Source organism: Arthrobacter sp. SLBN-112, assembly GCF_006715225.1.
In the GTDB taxonomy this organism is placed as follows: Bacteria; Actinomycetota; Actinomycetes; order Actinomycetales; family Micrococcaceae; genus Arthrobacter.
The window spans coordinates 3,326,197-3,345,502 of the sequence record NZ_VFMU01000001.1; the positions used below are offsets into that span (position 1 = coordinate 3,326,197).

Genomic DNA, 19,306 nt, shown 5'->3' on the forward strand with positions numbered 1-19,306 from the left:
CACTAATGGGTTAGGGGGAACCAGTGAAACGTATTGTCGGAATTGCCCTGGCCACGGCCTTTGTCCTCGGTGCCGTCGCATTCTTCCTCGTCCAGTCTGCGGACGAAAGGGCAACGACGGATATGGTTGCCCGCGCTGGACGATTCGCCATCCCGGCTGACTGGAAGCTTGCCCAGGAGATCGTTCGCTCGGAGCACTTCCTGTGCATCAGCACGAACCCGTGCCCCAGCCTCTACCGGGAATGGGACACAGGGAAAGAGCTGACCGCAAACGACGTCACAGCCATCGTGTCGGGAGTCGGCTTCGAGATGAAGACCGACCGTCCTTGCCAGCGGCAATCGAACGCCATCGGCGTCACTACCATCTGCCACTCTTCCGGCACTGACGGCGACTACAACTACATGCTCAACGTCGCCAGCCCTGACCCGAATGAACCTCAGAGCGTCACCCTCATTGTCAGACCTGTCCACTGATCCCTGGAAATCGTGAGGATTTCCTTGAGCCGCGGAACAAGGCGGCAATTCCGTTCAGTGACCGTGGGACTAGTGACGCCGCTGCATCGAGGCCCCGACCACGGCACCGATGCCAAGTCCCAGCGCGAGGCCCCAAAACGGCGTATGGAACAGTGCCAGCCCCAGGCTGATCCCCAAGGCAGCACCAAGCAGGCTGCAAATCCACAAGGCCTTGTTCACTGTGCCTCCAATATGGCTGGGCTGACCCGGCTTCCTGCTGCGACCCTACTGCATACCTATCCCCTGGGGCCTGAAAATGGGGAGCCGGCCCTGCAAGTTGGGTAGCTCCCACCCATGGCGCCATCCGCAGGGCGATCTAGCCTTTTGGACATGTCGGCAGGCCGTACAGGTCTGCTGCGGGCACGCAATGGAAGGCTTCCTATGGCTCCCTTCCATGTTCAAGCAGTCGGCGGCGGCGCCCGGTTTTCCTGATTCTTCCTAGGACGCCCCATGCTTGAATTCCCCCGACGCCAGGCCTGCATGCCTTGCCCCGCCATTTGCGGCGGATGCCGCACTGAAATGCACAAGGAGGCGCTTCGGCAAGCCCCCGGAATACCTGTGGTCCTGCTGCGACCGGCAGCTGTCAAAGTTCGGGCCATCCACGCCACAGCCCTCGCTTATACAGTGACCCACGTCCTCGTTGAGTGGGACGGAAGCACGGGCTACCACCTCGGCTGGGAAGCCGGCTGGCTTATCCGCAGGTGCCCTCAATGAACACCGGCCAGGGGCTACCTATCAGCCCTTCAACCTTGGGGGCTGCCCGGGCGGGGCCCGAAACCGGCTTAGGTAAGTACCACCCAAAACTGCAATCAGGTACGTCCTACGCGTGTTCGCCCTGAAGGCGCAAACCTATCGTCGTGGGCAGGACGGCAGCTGCTTCCCAGGCGAGGGTTCCTCCCCCGCATAAATGTTCTCCAGGTTTTCCACCCAGGGGCCTCCATGACGAACGTCTCCTCCTTTTTTCCCGACGTCCAGCCACCCGTGTTTTTCGATGCCAGCGGAAAGCGCTGGTATCGAATCCTGAACGTACTCCTGGCCGCAGCGCTGTCCGTTGTTCTGGCACTGTGCGCTGTACTGCCCGGCGCCACCGCTCCCCTGCGGCAGGGCCAGCTGAATCAGTCTCCCGACTACCCCCGCCGGCTGCTTGCCCAGCAGTATCTGAAGAACATTCCAAAGGTCGGCTACGAGCAGGGCAACGAAATCTTCCATCGCATCGCGCTTGTGGAGCGGCGTGATGGCGCCACCCTGCTGACGGACCCCTTCAGTAACGAAGTCTGGCGTGAGGCGACGCCGAAGGAAGCTAAAGCCATTGGCAAAAGGCCCTACGCTGTGGAAGCTTACGGACTTCCCCCGGACCACACGCTGATGCTGACCTTCGATGACGGACCGGACCCGCGCTATACCCCGGAGATCCTGGACCTCCTGTCGCGCGAAGGCGTTCCGGCAACCTTCTTCGCCATAGGTGACAACGTCGTCGAAAATCCCGAGATCTTTCGTCGGATAGCGCGGGAGGGCCACATGGTAGGCAACCACACCATGAGCCACATCGACTTCTGGGCGCATGACGATGCGTACAACAGGCAAGAGATTATTGGTGAGGACCGGGTGCTCCGGGCGGCGGACAATTACGCTTCGAGACTGTTCAGAATCCCCACAGGCAATCCGGAGAACAACACTCTTGCCCTGCTCCAGGCGCAGCAGCTGGGGTACCTGCACGTCAACATGGATCTGGACACCCGGGACTGGGAGTATGAGCCAGGGACCTCCGTCCCGGTTCCTGACCTCGACGGTCTCGGGCACGTCATGCTGGTCCACGACGGTGGTGGGGACAGGACGGCCACAATTGAGATGCTGAAGGAATTCATTCCCAAAGCCAAAGCCCAGGGGTATCGCTTCAGCACCCTGGAACCCATGCTGCCAGACGGGTTCGTCCCGCAACGCACCGCTGATGCCGGCCTGCCGGACAATCTCACCTTCGGAGCACTTACCGCCTATTTGGTAACGCCCAGTGTGGTGATGAACTGGCTGTTCTGGTTTGGCATCGGATCGTTGACCGTCCTGACTTTCCTGTTCGTTGTCCTCGCCCTGGCCAACAATGCCCGGCAGAAGAGGAGGAAATGGGACCCGCCTGACAGCAGGGACTGGCCCTTTGTCAGCGTGGTCCTCCCGGTCTACAACGAGGAACCGGTGGTTGCCAAGACACTCGACGCCCTGAAAGCCAGTGATTACCCGCACTTTGAAGTGGTGGCAGTCAATGATGGTTCCACGGACGCCACCCTTGACGTCCTCAGGAACTACGCCGCCGGCTGGCCACAGCTTAAAGTCCACACCCAGCCCAACAGCGGCAAGCCGGCGGCAAGCAACAACGGCATAGCGCAGTCGCGTGGGGAGATCGTCGTGACTTTGGACGGCGACACCTTGTTCGAAGCCCAGACCATCCGCATGCTGGCGCGCCACTTTGTGGCACCCTCCGGAGCCAAGGAAGTCGGCGCCGTCGCAGGACACGTGAAAGTGGGCAACCGGCGCAATCTCGTTGCCCGTTGGCAAAGCCTGGAGTATCTGTCCGGCATCTGCGTCACCCGGATGGCAGAGGGCCTCATGGGAGCGATCTCGATAGTTCCGGGTGCCTGCGCGGCGTGGCGCAGGGATGCACTGGTGAAAGCCGGCGGATACTCCGATGCAACACTTGCCGAAGACGCGGACCTGACGCTGTCCCTCCAACAGTTGGGGTACAGCATCGTCCAGGAAAACCGGGCGGTGGCATGGACCGAGGCGCCGCTCACGCTGTCAGGATTGTTTAAGCAGCGACTGAGGTGGACCTACGGCAACATCCAGACGCTCTATAAACACCGGTCCATGTTGCTTAACCCGAAGTTCGGCGCATTGGGCATGCTGACCATGCCCTACGCACTGGTCTCCGTGGTGGTCCCGCTGATCTTCATGCCATTGGCAGCGGCGGTGGCCGTACTTAGCCTCAGCCGTGGTGAATGGCAGGCCATCGCCTTGTTTTCCGCCTTCGTGACGGCAACCCACACGGTGGTCTCCCTCGTGGCGGTGGTCATGGTGCGCGAGAGTCCATGGCATCTGCTGATCGTGCCAATCTACCGGCTCATCTATGAACCGCTTCGTGCGTATGTCGTATTTGGCGCGGCCATTCGGGCATTGAGGGGATCCGCCGTCGGCTGGTACAAACCCCAGCGAACCAACAGCGCCGAACTGCCACCTTCCGCCGTCGACCACCACCCCCTCTCCCCCACCGCCCCGTGACCCTCCGGCCGTGAAAACTTTCCTGCCTTTAAAATGCTGGCATCCCGTCCTTCTCCTGGCCGTCTTCACCCTTGGCAGCTGCAGCATTGCCGGGACGGACGGCCAGCGTGCCGAAGCTGGAACAACGCCGGACCAACCCACGGCGGGATGGTTCGGGGGCTACTTTGACGTCACCCTCCCCCCACGGCCGGAACTGCGATATGCGGCCTCCGGCAAGGCCACCATGGTGCTCGCCTTCATTACAGCCGATCCAGACGAACCATGCGCCCCTTCCTGGGGCGGAACATTACAGCCTTGAGGAGGCCGGCAATAAGTTGCATCTCGACGCGCAGATACGGCAGTTCCGGGCGGACGGCAACGACGTTGCCGTCTCATTCGGCGGCCAACGGGGCCAGGACTTGTCAATAGCCTGCCACGATGCAGCAGCGCTTGCGGACGCCTACGGGACTGTCATCAGCCGGTATGGGCTGGACGTGCTCGACCTGGATGTTGAAGGATCCTCGGCTGAACCTTCCGCCATGCGGTTGCGGGCAGAGGCGGTTTCCCGGCTACAGGCAGGACGTCCGGACGGACAGCCCCTGCAGGTCTGGCTGACGCTGCCTGTCACAAGGAGCGGCCTGGACAGCGACGGGAAGAACAGTGTGGAGGCGATGCTTGCCGCCGGAGTCGACGTGGCAGGGATCAACATCATGACCATGAACTTCGGGCCGCTCGAGAACGGAGTGAGCATGCTGGCCGCATCCCGGCAGGCAGCTGAGGCCACCCATCAGACGCTGCAACAGTTGTACTCGCAGGCAGGTATGCCGGCAGATTCCGCACAGACATGGAGGAGAATCGGACTCACTCCCATGATTGGAGACAATGATGTCCGCGGCAACACGTTCACGCTTGACGACGCCGCCGGGCTAAACAGCTTCGCCGTCGAACACGGAGTAGGCCGCCTCTCCCTGTGGTCGATTAACCGGGACACCGGCTGCACCATTCAGGAGGAGTGGCAACGCCCCTCCAGCCACTGCAGCGGTATTGACCAGGACACCGGCGACTTTGCCAATGAACTCAGCCGCGGCTTCACGGACAGCAGTTGACCATGGTGCGATGGGAGACTTTTAATCTTTCCAGTCAGATTGCCGGCAAAACCGGGAGGCGGCGAATGGGCGGGCGTGCCCTGACTGCGGCAGCTACTGTCTGCGTTGCGCTCGCAGCCAACGCATGCACCGGGATTCCGCCCAGCCGCCCGGAGGAGTCCATAAAGACGGACGTCTATGTCACGGCCTATACCTGGTTCGACAACACGCCTCCCGGGTCCACCAAGATCAGCCATCCCGTCCTGCACCAAGCAGCCGGCGGCGCGGGGACCTACGCTGATCCGGTGACCATCGCCGTCGGGCATTCCCGCGCGACCGGGCAGGACGTTCTTGACATTCCTGCAGGCACCCGAATCTACCTCCCGGACGTCCGCCGCTACTTCATTGTGGAGGATACCTGCGGGGACGGGCCCGAACCCGAGGAAGGCCCCTGCCATACAGGGGCGGAGAAATACGGCAATGCAAAACAGTGGATCGATATGTGGATTGGCGGCAGGTACGAATCCCAGTCCTTCGTGCGAAAGTGCGCCCGGAAAGCGACAGGCGTCAGTACAGCCATCTTCAACCCCAGGGACCATTACCCGGTAGCTTCAGGCCACGGCGTCATTCACGACGGCAAATGCGATGCCGGCTACGGCAACAGCGTGCCTGGACAGTGAATGGCCGCGGCGAACCAGGTCCGTGGGCACACTGAATGGGCGGCTAAGCTCGAAACCATGAGCTCCTTGAAAACGAAGGCGGCGGCAGCGGCTTCCGGAAAGACGATGCTGGCAGCCGCAGTGGCCGATGTCGTGTTGATCCTTGCCTTTGCCGCCATAGGCCGCGACGCGCATCACCGGGAGGAGCCCATCCTGGGTGTGCTGCTGACTGCCTGGCCCTTCCTTGCAGGGGCAGCAGCGGGATGGGCCGCTTCCCGGGCCTGGCGCCGTCCCTTGTCGGTTCTCCATGCCGGAGTTCCCGTATGGCTTGGCAGCCTGATCGTCGGCATGCTCCTCCGGGCACTTACCGCCCAGACGGTAGTCCTACCCTTCGTCATCGTGGCCACAGTAGCCCTGGCCGTGTTCCTCGTGGGCTACCGGCTCCTGCTGGCCGTCGCCGTCCGGCTCCGCAGCCGGTAACGGAGGGCAACCGGCAGGTGGCTTCCGGGAAAGGGACCACTGTGTAATAGGCTGGCAGGAGAGACAAACCTGCCGTCCCTTGCTGCGGCGGAACTGATTGAAGGGGTACAAACGTGGTTACCGCATTTGTTCTGATCAAGACTGACGCCGCCCGCATCCCCGAGACCGCGGAGGAAATCTCCGCCATTGAAGGCATCAGCGAGGTCTACTCCGTCACCGGGGAATGGGACCTGATTGCGGTAGCGCGGGTACACCGGCACGAGGACTTGGCGGACGTCATCGCCGACCGGCTCTCCAAAGTCCCCGCCGTGGTCCACACAACCACCCACATCGCATTCCGCGCATACTCACAGCACGACCTGGATGCAGCCTTTTCCCTGGGTTTCGAGCAGTAACGCGGCGCGCCCGGCCTCAGGCGCGGGACAGGGAGACCCAACGGTCCAGGACGGCGGCGGCGGCACCGGAGTCGACTGATTGGGCCGCCCTTGCGAAGGCCCTTTGCATCCGCGCCAGGAACGGGCCCTCTGCTTTAAGGTCGAAGGCAACCAGGCCTGCCGCTGCATTGACCAGGACGGCGTCGCGGGCCGGGCCTTCCTTGCCGGCCAGCACGTCACGGACTACGCCTGCGTTCGCGGCTGCATCACCGCCGCGAAGCTGTTCGACCGTGGCCAGGCTGATGCCAAGGTCCTGCGGGGAGAACACCAACTCGTTAACTGCACCGTCACGGATCTCCCAAACGGTGGAAGGACCCGTGGTGGTCAATTCATCGAGGCCGTCATTGCCACGGAAGACCAGTCCCCTGCTCCCCCGCCGCGCCAGGACTCCCGCAACGAGCGGGGCCATTCGCGCATTGGCGACGCCCACGGCAGACGCCTGCACGTTGGCAGGGTTGGTGAGCGGACCCAGGAAATTGAATGCCGTGGGGATGGCCAGTTCGCGGCGGGGCACGGCGGTGTGGCGGAATGACGGGTGGAACACCTGAGCAAAACAGAACGTGATGCCCGCCTGTTCGGCGTTCCGGGCCACCTGGCTTATGGACAGGTCAAGACGGACGCCCAGCGCTTCGAGCACGTCCGCGGATCCAGACGACGACGACGCGGCCCGGTTGCCGTGCTTCACCACCTTCGCGCCGGCGCCGGCAGCGACAAGGGCGGCCATGGTGGAGATGTTCACGGTGTTAAGTTGGTCACCTCCAGTGCCAACGATGTCCAGTTTCTCCCCGGAAATTTCCACCGGATTGGCATGGGCAAGCATTGCCTCGACGAGGCCGGAAAGCTCATCCACGGTTTCACCCTTGGCGCTGAGGGCCACCAGGAATCCGGCGATCTGGGCGGGCGTGGCTTCGCCGGACATGATGGTATCCATGGCCCAGGACGTGTTCTCCGCCGTGAGGTCATTGCCTTTAATCAGTGCCGAAATCAGCCGGGGCCAGGTGTTGCCGGACGCTGCAGTTGCCTGTGAAGTCACCTGCTGATGCTATCGACCGATGGCAGGCGCTGACCAATGTGAACGGCTGCCGGAACTTTTCCGGGCAATTTCGCGTCTTTGTAGAAAAAGTCCTCCGAAAAGGCGGTTTGCGTTGGGCAGCACGGACTTTTACAGACATAATGTCTATGTGACATCTGCGACCCATGCCCCCAGTACCCCGGCGCACCCCACGCTGAACCGCCCCAACATGGTTTCTGTCGGAACCGTTGTGTGGCTGTCCAGCGAGTTGATGTTCTTCGCCGGTCTTTTCGCCATGTACTTCACGCTCCGCTCCACGAGTGGTGAGATGTGGGCTGAAGAGACAGCCAAGCTCAACTTCCCCTTTGCGCTCGTCAACACGATCGTCCTTGTGGCCAGTTCCTTTACTTGCCAGATGGGCGTCTTCGCTGCAGAGCGCCTGCAGCCCCGGCGTACCGGGGGTGCCCTTTCGTTCGCCCGTTGGGGAATGAACGAATGGTTCACCCTGACGTTCATCATGGGTGCGTTCTTCGTTGCCGGCCAGACCACTGAATACGCGATGCTGGTTTCCGAGCATGTCTCGCTCTCCTCCAACGCCTACGGCTCTGCCTTCTACATGACCACCGGCTTCCACGGCCTCCACGTCATCGGCGGCCTGATCGCCTTCCTGCTCATCATGGGCCGGTCCTTTGCGGCGAAGAAGTTCGGACACTTTGAAGCAACGTCCGCGATTGTCACCTCTTACTATTGGCACTTCGTTGACGTCGTGTGGATCGGCCTCTTCCTGGTCATCTACGTACTCAAGTAGCCAGCTTTGATTCTTTTTCTACAAGAGGCAGAATTTCAGGTAGCGGCTCCCGGAGCCGGCGCAGGATCGAATAAAGGAACCACCACGTGAAGGCACTCTCACAAAAGCGGCGTCACCCACTTGCAGCTGTAGCGCTGCTTCTGATGGGGCTCCTCCTCACTGGTGGGCTGTACGCCGTGGCAACCACCGTCAACGAGGCCAAAGCTTCCACCACCACCTTCAGCGCGAATGACGCGGAAGAGGGCGGCAAGCTCTTCGCGGCCAACTGCGCCACCTGCCACGGCATGGGTGCCAGTGGGTCCAAGGATGGCCCCTCGCTGGTGGGTGTCGGTGCCGCTGCTGTCGACTTCCAGGTGGGCACCGGCCGCATGCCGATGCAGATGAACGGCCCCCAGGCCCTGAAGAAGCCGGTCCAGTTTAACGATGAGCAGACCCACCAGCTTGCAGCCTACGTCGCTTCCCTTGGAGCCGGCCCGGCGATTCCTGAAGAGGACCTGACAAACGGTGGCGGCGACGCTGCTGCCGGTGGCGAACTCTTCCGGACCAACTGCGCCATGTGCCACAACGCCGCCGCTGCCGGTGGCGCACTGACCCGGGGCAAGTTCGCACCCGCCCTGGCGGACGTATCCGGCAAGCACATCTACGAGGCCATGGCCACCGGCCCGCAGAACATGCCGGTGTTCAACGACGCCAACATCACCCCCGAGGGCAAGAAGGACATCATCACCTTCCTGAAGCAGATCGAAACCACCGGCTCCCCGGGCGGCGCCGACCTCGGCTCCCTCGGCCCCGTTGCTGAAGGCCTGTTCGTATGGGTGGCCGGCCTCGGCGTCATCATCGCCTTCACCATCTGGCTGACCTCCAGGACGTCCTGACTTTCCCGCGGGAAACACACAACTTCTGCTGCCCAGTCAGCAGCTTGAAATTAGAAACTAACCCGGCAAACGCCGGGACGAGAGAAGGATGAGGCGAATTATGGGCAACCATAGTGACGGCAGTCCGAACCACTCGGGCACCGTAGCTACGGCTGGTCAGAATGAGGTGGAGAAGTTCCAGGATCCTGGAATTCCCCCGCATCGTTTGCGCCTGGCTGACACGGACCCGAAGGCCGCAAAGCGGGCAGAACGGCAGGTCGCCTTACTATTTGGCATTTCTGTTGTTGGAACCCTGATCTTCCTGGTGGCGTACTTCGCCATTGATCTGGGTGATGACTCCAGCATCGCCACCATCCGGCTCCAGAACGCCCTGCTCGGCGTAGGCACTGCCTTCGCCATGCTGGGTATCGGTACCGGCATCGTGCACTGGGCCAAGGCCCTGATGCCCGATCACGAAGTCTCCGAGGAACGCCACGCGATCCGCTACGAAGAGGACCGCCAGGCCGCTGTCCGCATCGTCGATGACATCGTGGAAGAGACCGGCATCAAGCGCCGCCCGCTGATCCGCAACACCCTGCTCGGTGCTGTGGCGCTTGCCCCGCTTCCCGCCGTCGCCATCTTCGGTGACCTCGGACCCCGTCCGGACGACAAGCTCGCACACACCATGTGGGCTCCCCAGGACGGAAAGCGCAAGCGCCTGACCCGTGACCCTGACGGAACTCCCATCAAGGCCTCGGACGTCACCATCGGTTCTGCCTTCCACGTCATCCCGGAAGGCCTGAACGAACTCGAAGAAGGCAAGCTCAACGAAAAGGCAAAGGCCGTTGTGCTGCTCATGCGCCTTGATCCCGCATCGCTGAACCCGTCCGCGGGCCGCGAAGAGTGGGGCTACAACGGCATCGTTGCCTACTCGAAGATCTGCACCCACGTTGGTTGCCCCGTTGCTCTGTACGAGCAGCAGACGCACCACCTGCTGTGCCCGTGCCACCAGTCCACCTTTGACCTCACTCAAGAGTGCAAGGTGATCTTCGGCCCCGCCAGCCGTCCTCTCCCCCAGCTGCCCATCGCAGTTGACGACGAGGGCTACCTGGTCGCTACCAGCGACTTCCATGAACCCGTAGGACCAAGTTACTGGGAGCGTGATTCGCATGAGCGCAGCATCAACAGCTGAGCCGGCTTTCGTCGCCAAAACCAAGACAGGCCGGATCACCGACTTCGTCGACGCGCGCGTCGGCGGCTCCGGGATCCTCCGCGAGTTCGGCCGCAAGGTCTTCCCGGACCACTGGTCGTTCATGTTCGGTGAAGTGGCGCTGTACTCCTTCGTCATCCTGCTTCTGTCGGGCACCTTCCTGACGTTTTTCTTCGATCCTTCAATGGCGGAGACCCACTACGACGGCGGTTACGTCCCCCTGAAGGGCGTGGAGATGTCGGTGGCGTACAGCTCCTCGCTGAACATCTCCTTCGACATTCGCGGCGGACTCTTCATGCGCCAGGTGCACCACTGGGCAGCACTGCTGTTCGTTGCATCGATCGCTGTCCACATGCTGAGGGTGTTCTTCACCGGTGCATTCCGGCGTCCGCGTGAGATGAACTGGGTTGTGGGCTGTGTCCTGCTGATCCTGGCCATGGCGGCCGGCTTCACCGGCTACTCGCTTCCGGACGACCTGCTGTCCGGCAACGGCCTCCGCATCATCGACGGTGTCATCAAGTCCATCCCGGTCATCGGAACGTACATCTCGTTCTTCCTGTTCGGCGGGGAGTTCCCTGGTACCGCCATCATCAGCCGCCTGTACATGCTGCACATCCTGCTGGTGCCGGCGCTGATCCTGCTGATGATCGTGGTGCACCTGTTCATGGTTGTCGTCCACAAGCACACGCAGTACCCCGGCCCCGGCCGCAACGACAACAACGTGGTCGGTTACCCCCTCGGTCCTGTCTACGCAGCCAAGGCCGGCGGATTCTTCTTCATCGTTTTCGGTGTGATCGCTTTGATGGCGGCGTTCTTCACCATCAACCCGATCTGGAACTACGGCCCGTACGACCCATCCCCCGTGTCCGCAGGCACCCAGCCTGACTGGTACATCGGCTTTGTTGACGGCGCACTGCGTCTGATGCCGGGCACTTTCGGCAACTGGCACGTTGAGCAGGTGTTCTTCGGACACGTGTTCACGTTCAACGTCCTGCTGCCGGCCCTGGTACCGGCGGGAATCCTGTTCACCGTTATGTTCATGTACCCGTGGATCGAGCGCTGGGTGACCAAGGACGACCGTGAACACCACGTCCTGGACCGTCCGAGGAACGCCCCCACCCGTACCGCCATCGGCATGGCAGGCTTCGTCTGGTACTGCGTCATGTGGGCAGCTGCCGGTTCCGACCTCATCGCAACACACTTTGGTGTGTCGTTGAATGACGTCACCTACTGGCTGCGCGCACTGTTCTTCATCGGCCCGGTCATCGCGTTCGTCGTGACCAAGCGCGTGGCCCTTGCGCTGCAGCGCAAGGACCGTGAAATTGCTCTTCACGGCCGTGAGACGGGCCGCATCGTGCGGCTCCCGCATGGCGAGTTCATCGAGGTGCACGCTCCGCTGGACGAGTACAAGCGCTACAAGCTGGTTGGTTTTGAGTCGCCTCAGGTCCTCCCGGCCGTCCCCAACGAGCACGGTGTCGTCACCCGCAAGGAAAAGCGCCGCGCGTTCCTCTCCCGCTGGTTCTTTGAGGACCGCGTAGCTCCCGCTACGCCTGCTGAGCTTGAGGCTGCACACGGCCACGGCCACGAGGCTGTTGAAGCGGCAGAAGGCAGCAGGAGCCTGACGCACTAGGCTTCAGCTCGCAACAGGAAAGGCCCGATCCACATGGATCGGGCCTTTCCTGTTCCCGCGCCTGTTGCCTGCCCCACCCCGCAAGGGACCTGAGCAGATCCCGGCCACTGGAAGGGCGGCCGGCGGGCGGATCGCTTAGTGGTTGCGCGCCCGCCTGGCTCCCGGCCGCTGCAGAGGCACCCACAGCTTGTACCGGTCTGCCCTGTAGTAGGACACCGAGTAGTCGACCATTGCCCTGGCTACAAACGCGTGCCGCTGGATCTTCAGCAAAGGCGCCCCCACCTCGACGTTGAGCAGGCGGGCCGTGGAGGGTGAGGCCGCAGTCGCCTCGATCATGTCCTCGCCCCACTCCATAACCAGCCCGTACTGCTCGCTGAGGACGTTGTACAGCGACGTGGGCGGTTCGCCGTCGAGCAGGCCCGGGACGCGATGCGCCGGGATGAAGTTCTCGTCCACGCTCATGGGCTCCCCGTCTGCAAGGAGCAGCCGGCGGAAGCGGACCAGCGGTGTCCCCTCATCCAGCTGCAGCTCGCGGGCCAGGAAGGCGCTGGCGGCAATCTGTTCGAAACTGAGCACCTTCGCGGCCGGCACCATGCCGCGCCGCTGCATCTCTTCGCTATAGGACGTGAGCTTGACCTGCAGGTCGAGTTTCGGCCGGCGGACGAATGTCCCCAGGCCCACCACCCGTTCGATGACCTCCTCCCCTACCAAGGCATCGATTGCCTGCCGTACCGTCATTCGTGCCAGCCCAAATCGCTCGGCCAGGTCCCGTTCCGATGGCAGGGCCGAGCCCGGCGGGCACGACTGTGCGATGTAGGCACGGAGGATCTCGCGAAGCTGGACGTAAATGGCCGTTCCGCTGGTGCGGTCTATTTCCCCCGTGATTGCGGCGGCGCCAGCTGCCATGATCGTTCTCCTGCCGTTGAGTGTCCCCTCAATTTTAGTTCGGTCTAGACCAGTTGCCGGACCGCCTGTCCCTTTCGGCCCGGAGCCGTTACGGCAGCTATATTTGGTCTGGAAATTTGCCAATGACGGAGGGGGCCGTCTTTTGAAAAGGAGTCCCTTTGCCAACAATGAAAGCCGTGGTGGCAGCGCCGGTGGGCCTGCATGCACGACCTGCCGCGGTATTCGTCCGGGCCGTTACCGACACGGGCCTCCCGGTCACCATCAGCAAGGCCGGCGCCGGCAGGGTGGATGCACGTTCGCTGCTTCAGGTAATGTCAGCTGACTTCCCACAGGGATGTGAAGTGGAGCTGTCCATCATGGAGAACGGGCTGGAAGGCGTCCAGGGCCGGGAGAAGGCTGAGGAGGTCCTCCGGCAGCTCCGCGAACTCTTGGAGTCGCAGGGCGCCGCTTAGAAGGCCTGGGACGGCATATAACGACGTCGGGCCCCACCAATCTGGTGGGGCCCGACGTCGTTATTCTTTTGCTTGCCTAGTGTGCGTGGTCGCCGCGGCTGTACTCGTATACCCAGCCCACAAGGGCCACGAGGGCGAGGCCGCCTGCGATGAAGATGATCCAGGCACCTACTGCCAGGCCCAGGAAGCCGGTGGCGCAGGCGATGCCCAGAACCAGCGGCCACCAGCTCCAGGGGCTGAAGTGCCCCTGCTCGCCGGCGCCTTCGTGGATTTCAGCGTCACTGCGGTCCTCGGGACGGAGGCCCACGCGCTTGCCGGTGAAACCGAGGTAGGCCCCGATCATGCCGGCGAGGCCGCCGACGAGCAGGATGCCCAGGATGCCCACCCACTCACCCCAGTTGGTCAGGAAACCGTAGACCAGAGCGACGGGGACGAAGAAGAAGACTCCAGAGCCAAAGATCCAGGATTCGATTTTCACTGTGCGGTGTCCTTCTGGTCGGCGTTGCCGAGAACCGATGCTGCGGGTGCCGGCGACTCAACGGTGTGGACCTGGCGCAGTTCCGGGTGGTGCAGGTCCAGGGCGGGACGCTCCGAACGGATCCGGGGCAGGGACGTGAAGTTGTGGCGCGGCGGCGGGCAGGACGTGGCCCACTCGAGCGAAGCACCAAAGCCCCACGGATCATCAACCTGGACCTTCTCAGCATTGCGCCAGGTGATGTAGACGTTCCAGAAGAACGGGATCAGGGACGCACCGAGGACGAAGGAGGCCACGGTGGAGAACTGGTTCATCCAGGTGAAGTTGTCCTCCACGAGGTAGTCGGCGTAGCGGCGGGGCATGCCCTCGACGCCGAGCCAGTGCTGGATCAGGAAGGTGCCGTGGAAGCCAAGGAACAGAAGCCAGAAGTGGATCTTGCCCAGGCGTTCGTTGAGCATCTTGCCGGTCCACTTGGGCCACCAGAAGTAGAACCCGGCGAACATGGCGAACACCACAGTGCCGAACACCACGTAGTGGAAGTGGGCCACCACGAAGTAGGAGTCCGAGACGTGGAAGTCCAGCGGCGGGGAGGCCAGGATGATGCCGGTCAGGCCGCCGAAGAGGAAGGTGATCATGAAGCCGATGCTCCAGAGCATGGGCGTCTCGAAAGTCAGCGAGCCGCGCCACATGGTGCCGATCCAGTTGAAGAACTTCACGCCGGTGGGCACCGCGATGAGCATGGTCATGAACGAGAAGAACGGCAGCAGGACGGAGCCCGTGACGTACATGTGGTGTGCCCACACCGTCACCGAGAGGGCAGCAATGGCGATGGTGGCGTAGACGAGGCCCTTGTAGCCGAAGATCGGTTTGCGGCTGAAGACCGGGAAGATCTCGGACACGATGCCGAAGAACGGCAGCGCGATGATGTACACCTCGGGGTGGCCGAAGAACCAGAACAGGTGCTGCCAGAGGACGGCGCCGCCGTTCTCCGGATCGAAAATGTGGGCACCGAACTTCCGGTCCGCGCCGAGCGCGAACAGGGCGGCGGCCAGCGGCGGGAACGCCATCAGCACCAGGATGGCGGTGATCAGGGTGTTCCACGTGAAGATGGGCATCCGCCACATGGTCATGCCCGGAGCACGCATGCAGATGATGGTGGTGATGAAGTTGACCGCACCGAGGATGGTGCCGAAGCCGGACAGCGCCAGGCCGAAGACCCACAGGTCGCCACCGATGCCGGGGGTGAAGGTGGTGTTGGACAGCGGCGCGTAGGCGAACCAGCCGAACGAGGCGGCACCCTGGGGCGTGATGAACCCGGACACCGCGATGGTGGAGCCGAACAGGAAGAACCAGAAGGCCAGCGCGTTCAGGCGGGGGAACGCCACATCCGGGGCGCCGATCTGCAGCGGCATGATGACGTTGGCGAACCCGGCGAACAGCGGGGTGGCGAACATCAGCAGCATGACGGTCCCGTGCATGGTGAACAGCTGGTTGTACTGTTCCTTGGTCTGCAGGATCTGCATGCCGGGCTCGAACAGCTCGGCGCGGATCAGCAGCGCCATCACGCCGCCCAGGCAGAAGAACACGAAGGACGCGATCAGGTACATGTACCCGATGGTCTTGTGGTCGGTGGAGGTAATCCAGTTGACGACGATGCGCCCCTTGGATTTTGGTACCACGGGAGCCGTCAGGACTCCCGTGGGTGCGGATTGGGTGTACGTAGCCACGTCGCTCCCCTTACTTATTTTCGTTCAGGTTCGGGTTGCGGTCGTACTCCACGCCGAGCAGGCCGGTGTTGCCTTCAGCCTTGAGCTGGTCCATGTGGGCCTGGAATTCGGATTCCGACACCACCTTGACGCGGAACAGCATTTCGGAGTGGTACTCGCCGCAGAGTTCGGCACACTTGCCGTCGTAGGTGCCCTCTTTAGTGGGGGTGAACCGGATGTAGTTGGTCTTGCCGGGAATCATGTCGCGCTTCTGCAGGAAGGCGGGAACCCAGAAGGAGTGGATGACATCGCGGGCGTTGAGTTCAAGGTCAACAGACTTGTTAACCGGCAGGTACAGGGTGGGGAGCTGTTCCTTGTCGATGGTGTTGCCGGTGAGGTGGGCCTGGACCCCGGCCTCATGGACGTCTTCCTGGATCACGTCGCCGGACTTGTAGTTGAAGTCCCAGGCCCACTGCTTGCCGCGGACGTCCACGACGACGTCGGCTGGCTGCGAACGGTCATCGATCGCCTGCTGGTCGCGGTCAGTGAAGTAGAAGAACACCAGGACCATGAAGATCGGGATGGTGAGGTAGAAAACTTCCAGCGGAAGGTTGAAGCTGGTCTGCCGGGGGAAGCCAACCGTGCCCTTGCGGCGGCGGTAGGCGATCAGGCACCAGATGATCAGACCCCACGTAATGGTGCCCACCACGAGCGCAGCAATCCATGAGTTGACCCAGAGGTCCATGATGCGGTCGGTGTTGCTGGTGGTGCCACGTTCAGTGGGCATCCACCCTTTCTCTACCTCTGGCGAACATCCGGTCAAAACCAACGCGCCGGCAATAGCCAAGCTTGAGATCGTGGTGATCGTTTTGCGTCGGCTGCCGGTTCGGTTCTGCGAACTCACAGACGGCCCTTCCTACTTGTTGCTGTTGTCCGGGCAGCCATCGGCGCTCCGGGCACAAAAAAGTTTTACTACTCGGTGTAGAGCTTACCGCTCCGCCGGGCGTTTCGCCCACATGTCGGCGCCGAGCCCCCGTGCCGTTTTGGACGGCAGGAAACCCGGCGCGGACATCAGGCGAAATAACCGGCTTAGTGGAACGAATCGCCGCAGGCGCAGGACCCGCCGGCGTTCGGATTGTCGATGGTGAAGCCCTGCTTCGAGATGGTGTCTTCGAAGTCGATGCTGGCGCCGCTCAGGTACGGCACGCTCATCTTGTCGACGACAACCTCGACGCCGTCGTAGTCGCGGACAGCGTCACCATCAAGGAGCCGTTCGTCGAAGTAGAGCTGATAAATCAGCCCCGAGCATCCGCCGGGCTGCACGGCCACGCGCAGACGCAGGTCGGTTCGGCCTTCCTGCTCCAGGAGGCTGCGGACCTTGCCTGCAGCGACGTCGGTCAGGTTGACCTCGTGAACGGGCAGTTCGTCGCTGGCCACGCTGGTGGCGGCGGTGCTGTTTTCGTTGGTTGCGGTGCTCATTGGCCTACCTTCTTAGGACGGTCTGGCGGCGTCGCCGTAACGGCGCCTGCCCCTACAAATACGGTATGGGCTATAGCTACATGCTACGCGCGGCAGTCCTGTAGCTCTAACTCCTGGCGTAACCGTCAAAGCACGCCGGTTGTTCCCTGGCATTCCGCTGCCCGGACTTCGCGATGCAGGATCCCTACCCGCCGGCCGTAACGCCTTCACTGTTCAGCCGCGTGAGCATGAGGGCCTCGGCCAGGATGGCGTTGCGGAAGTCACCGATGTGCAGGGATTCGTTGGCGCTGTGCGCCCTCGAATCGGGGTCCTCCACGCCGGTCACCAGGATCTGCGCACTTGGGTACACATCCGTCAGGTCGGCAATGAAGGGGATGGAACCGCCGATCCCCGTTTCAACGGCAGGAACTCCCCACGCCTCACCCAGGGCCCACATGGCAACCGTTGCCGCGGTGGAGGAGGTGTCGGTCCGGAACGGGTTCCCCGCCTCCCCCGGGGTGAAGACGACCTTTGCGCCAAATGGGGCGTGGGCCTCCACGTGCCGGCGGACCGCCTCCATGGCCTCGGCGGGGACCTGCCCCGGAGCCAGCCGCAGGCTGAACTTCGCCCGCGCGCGCGGGATGAGGGTGTTGGAGGCGACGTCCACGGCGGGTGCGTCGAAGCCGATGATCGACAAGGCCGGCTTGGTCCACAGCCGCGATGCGATGCTTCCCGTTCCTGCCAGCCGGACGCCGTCGATCACGGATGCATCCGTACGGTAATCCGCCTCCGGGATGTCGACCGTCACCGTGTCGCTGGCCACCAGGCCCTCGATGGCCACGTTGCCGTCGGCGTCGTGGAGGGTGGCAATCAGGCGGGACAAGAGGGTGGGTGCATCCAGGACCGGGCCCCCGTACATCCCGGAATGCACCGCATGGTCAAGGACCTGCACCTCAATCGTTCCGTCCACCAGCCCCCGCAGGCTTGTGGTCAGGGCAGGTACGCCGACTTTCCAGTTGCTGGAATCGGCCACCACAATAACGTCCGCCCGCAAGAGCTCGCGGTTGGCCTCCAGGAATGTGCGGAACGTGGGCGACCCCGCTTCTTCCTCCCCTTCGATGAAGAAGGTGATTCCCAGTCCCAGGGAGTCGGCAAGGACTTCCGAAAGAGCCATGTAGGCAGCAATGTGGGCCATGATGCCGGCTTTGTCGTCAGCGGCGCCGCGCCCGTAGAGGCGGCCGTTTTTCTCGACGGCGGCAAAAGGCTCTGTTTCCCACAGCGCCTCGTCGCCCACTGGCTGGACGTCGTGGTGCGCATACAGGAGGACGGTCGGTTGTCCTTCAGCGGCAGGACGGCGGGCGACGACGGCCGGACCGCCGGGCGTGCCGTCCGCCTTGTTGACGGACAGAACGTGCACTTCTTCGATCCCGGCGCCCCGGAGGAGCTCCGCGACTGTTTCGGCGCTGCGCTCCAGGGGCGTGCGGTCGAAACTGGGCCAGGCGATGCCCGGGATGGCGACGAGCTCCTTGAGCCGTGCCAGTGTCTGGTCGAACGCACGGTCTACCGCCGAACGGAGATCTTCCGTCCTGCCGGAAACCTCAGGGCCCGGTCCTGTTGTGCCGGTGGGGCTGTGCGGGGTGGCCGCCGGTGATGAAGTCATGGCCAAAACATTACCCCCGTCACATTCCGCTGCCCGCCTGGGCAGACGCGGAAGCAGGCATCGCGCCGGCTGCTGCAAGGTATTCTGTTCAGGTGTTCGGACGTAGAAAAGAAGCGCCCACGGCGCAGGAAACAGTAGACCAGCAGGCAGCGGAAGCGGCAGCGCGGCAAAACAGTGCGGCGGGCAAGGGCGCGCCTACCCCCACCCGGAAGGCCCAGGAAGCTGCCCGCAAGCGCCCGCTGGTGCCGGAGGACCGCAAGGCATCCAAGGCTGCCGAGCGCCAGGCCGTCCAGGAACAGCGGCTGAAGATGCGGCGTGCCCTGGACACCGGCGACGAGAAATTCCTGCCCCTGCGCGACAAGGGCCCGCAGAAGCGGTTTGCCCGCGACTTTGTGGATGCCCGCTTCAACCTTGGCGAGTACCTGATGTTCGGTGCCCTGGTCTTCGTGCTGGTTTCCCTTGTGGTTCCGGCCTCCAGCGACATGATGATCTACGTCCTGGGAGCTTTCTGGGTCATGTTCCTGGCAGTCTTCGTCGACGTCTTCATCCTCTCCCGCAAGCTCCGCAAGCGTCTGGCGGAGAAGTTCGGTGAGGTGGAGAGGGGCACGGTTTGGTACGGCTCCATGCGCTCCCTCCAGTTCCGGAAACTGCGGCTGCCCAAGCCCCAGGTCCAGCGCGGACAGTACCCTGCCTGAACCTGGCAACGACTTCAAACAGGC

General features: G+C 62.9%; 20 protein-coding genes. 12 read left to right on the forward strand and 8 right to left on the reverse strand.

Annotated features, from left to right (window positions below; genetic code table 11):
* Positions 1 to 23 precede the first annotated feature (23 nt).
* Complete coding sequence (locus FBY33_RS15290) at positions 24 to 473, forward strand: hypothetical protein (protein WP_142031286.1); 450 nt, start codon at positions 24 to 26, stop codon at positions 471 to 473.
* Positions 474 to 542: 69 nt separating this feature from the next.
* Here FBY33_RS15290 and FBY33_RS20555 read toward each other — a convergent pair whose 3' ends face one another.
* Complete coding sequence (locus FBY33_RS20555) at positions 543 to 692, reverse strand: hypothetical protein (RefSeq protein ID WP_200831396.1); 150 nt, start codon at positions 690 to 692, stop codon at positions 543 to 545.
* 759 nt (positions 693 to 1,451) lie between these two features.
* On the opposite strand from FBY33_RS20555, the gene FBY33_RS15295 reads away from it, so the two are divergent.
* From FBY33_RS15295 to FBY33_RS15315, 5 genes are all read left to right on the forward strand, one after another.
* Positions 1,452 to 3,779 (forward strand): bifunctional polysaccharide deacetylase/glycosyltransferase family 2 protein, encoded by a 2,328-nt coding sequence (locus tag FBY33_RS15295; protein WP_142031287.1) that lies wholly within the window; start codon positions 1,452 to 1,454, stop codon positions 3,777 to 3,779.
* Between the two features lie 314 nt (positions 3,780 to 4,093).
* The gene (locus FBY33_RS15300) at positions 4,094 to 4,864 is read left to right on the forward strand and encodes a glycosyl hydrolase family 18 protein (protein ID WP_160141968.1); all 771 of its coding nucleotides are present in this window, start codon (positions 4,094 to 4,096) and stop codon (positions 4,862 to 4,864) included.
* Positions 4,865 to 4,929: 65 nt separating this feature from the next.
* Entirely contained in the window at positions 4,930 to 5,523 is a 594-nt protein-coding gene (locus tag FBY33_RS15305; protein ID WP_142031289.1) for a hypothetical protein, read from the forward strand.
* A gap of 57 nt (positions 5,524 to 5,580) precedes the next feature.
* Complete coding sequence (locus FBY33_RS15310) at positions 5,581 to 5,982, forward strand: DUF3054 domain-containing protein (protein WP_235010592.1); 402 nt, start codon at positions 5,581 to 5,583, stop codon at positions 5,980 to 5,982.
* Between the two features lie 113 nt (positions 5,983 to 6,095).
* Entirely contained in the window at positions 6,096 to 6,377 is a 282-nt protein-coding gene (locus tag FBY33_RS15315; protein ID WP_043456257.1) for an Lrp/AsnC family transcriptional regulator, read from the forward strand.
* A 16-nt stretch (positions 6,378 to 6,393) separates the two neighbouring features.
* Here FBY33_RS15315 and trpD read toward each other — a convergent pair whose 3' ends face one another.
* Positions 6,394 to 7,449 carry an anthranilate phosphoribosyltransferase gene (trpD, locus tag FBY33_RS15320; RefSeq protein ID WP_142031290.1) on the reverse strand — a complete coding sequence of 352 codons (1,056 nt, stop codon included), beginning with the start codon at positions 7,447 to 7,449 and terminating at the stop codon, positions 6,394 to 6,396.
* A gap of 148 nt (positions 7,450 to 7,597) precedes the next feature.
* Between trpD and ctaE the strand changes: the two genes are divergently transcribed.
* The 4 genes from ctaE to qcrB all read left to right on the forward strand — a co-directional run bounded on the left by ctaE (position 7,598) and on the right by qcrB (position 11,930).
* The gene (gene ctaE / locus FBY33_RS15325; protein WP_200831397.1) at positions 7,598 to 8,236 is read left to right on the forward strand and encodes an aa3-type cytochrome oxidase subunit III; all 639 of its coding nucleotides are present in this window, start codon (positions 7,598 to 7,600) and stop codon (positions 8,234 to 8,236) included.
* Positions 8,237 to 8,322: 86 nt separating this feature from the next.
* Complete coding sequence (qcrC, locus tag FBY33_RS15330) at positions 8,323 to 9,111, forward strand: cytochrome bc1 complex diheme cytochrome c subunit (protein WP_142031291.1); 789 nt, start codon at positions 8,323 to 8,325, stop codon at positions 9,109 to 9,111.
* Positions 9,112 to 9,211: 100 nt separating this feature from the next.
* On the forward strand, positions 9,212 to 10,282 hold the full coding sequence (gene qcrA, locus FBY33_RS15335) for a cytochrome bc1 complex Rieske iron-sulfur subunit (RefSeq protein WP_142031292.1): 1,071 nt from the start codon (positions 9,212 to 9,214) through the stop codon (positions 10,280 to 10,282).
* Positions 10,260 to 11,930, forward strand: a complete 1,671-nt coding sequence (gene qcrB / locus FBY33_RS15340; protein WP_142031293.1) for a cytochrome bc1 complex cytochrome b subunit — start codon at positions 10,260 to 10,262, stop codon at positions 11,928 to 11,930. The genes qcrA and qcrB overlap by 23 nt, the downstream gene beginning before the upstream one ends.
* Before the next feature lie 135 nt (positions 11,931 to 12,065).
* On the opposite strand, the gene FBY33_RS15345 is transcribed toward qcrB, so the two are convergent.
* The gene (locus FBY33_RS15345) at positions 12,066 to 12,836 is read right to left on the reverse strand and encodes a GntR family transcriptional regulator (RefSeq protein ID WP_142031294.1); all 771 of its coding nucleotides are present in this window, start codon (positions 12,834 to 12,836) and stop codon (positions 12,066 to 12,068) included.
* 158 nt (positions 12,837 to 12,994) lie between these two features.
* On the opposite strand from FBY33_RS15345, the gene FBY33_RS15350 reads away from it, so the two are divergent.
* Positions 12,995 to 13,288: an HPr family phosphocarrier protein gene (locus tag FBY33_RS15350; RefSeq protein WP_142031295.1), complete on the forward strand. Its 294-nt coding sequence runs from the start codon at positions 12,995 to 12,997 to the stop codon at positions 13,286 to 13,288.
* A 76-nt stretch (positions 13,289 to 13,364) separates the two neighbouring features.
* On the opposite strand, the gene FBY33_RS15355 is transcribed toward FBY33_RS15350, so the two are convergent.
* From FBY33_RS15355 to FBY33_RS15375, 5 genes are all read right to left on the reverse strand, one after another.
* Complete coding sequence (locus FBY33_RS15355) at positions 13,365 to 13,766, reverse strand: cytochrome c oxidase subunit 4 (RefSeq protein ID WP_142031296.1); 402 nt, start codon at positions 13,764 to 13,766, stop codon at positions 13,365 to 13,367.
* Positions 13,763 to 15,490: an aa3-type cytochrome oxidase subunit I gene (gene ctaD / locus FBY33_RS15360; protein WP_142031297.1), complete on the reverse strand. Its 1,728-nt coding sequence runs from the start codon at positions 15,488 to 15,490 to the stop codon at positions 13,763 to 13,765. The genes FBY33_RS15355 and ctaD overlap by 4 nt, the downstream gene beginning before the upstream one ends.
* A gap of 10 nt (positions 15,491 to 15,500) precedes the next feature.
* Complete coding sequence (gene ctaC, locus FBY33_RS15365) at positions 15,501 to 16,373, reverse strand: aa3-type cytochrome oxidase subunit II (protein ID WP_142031298.1); 873 nt, start codon at positions 16,371 to 16,373, stop codon at positions 15,501 to 15,503.
* Between the two features lie 185 nt (positions 16,374 to 16,558).
* The gene (locus tag FBY33_RS15370) at positions 16,559 to 16,948 is read right to left on the reverse strand and encodes a HesB/IscA family protein (RefSeq protein ID WP_056336786.1); all 390 of its coding nucleotides are present in this window, start codon (positions 16,946 to 16,948) and stop codon (positions 16,559 to 16,561) included.
* 184 nt (positions 16,949 to 17,132) lie between these two features.
* Positions 17,133 to 18,587 carry a dipeptidase gene (locus tag FBY33_RS15375; protein ID WP_142031299.1) on the reverse strand — a complete coding sequence of 485 codons (1,455 nt, stop codon included), beginning with the start codon at positions 18,585 to 18,587 and terminating at the stop codon, positions 17,133 to 17,135.
* A 92-nt stretch (positions 18,588 to 18,679) separates the two neighbouring features.
* Here FBY33_RS15375 and FBY33_RS15380 point away from each other — a divergent pair, with 92 nt between their 5' ends.
* Entirely contained in the window at positions 18,680 to 19,282 is a 603-nt protein-coding gene (locus tag FBY33_RS15380; protein WP_142031300.1) for a DUF3043 domain-containing protein, read from the forward strand.
* The last annotated feature ends 24 nt before the right edge of the window (positions 19,283 to 19,306 follow it).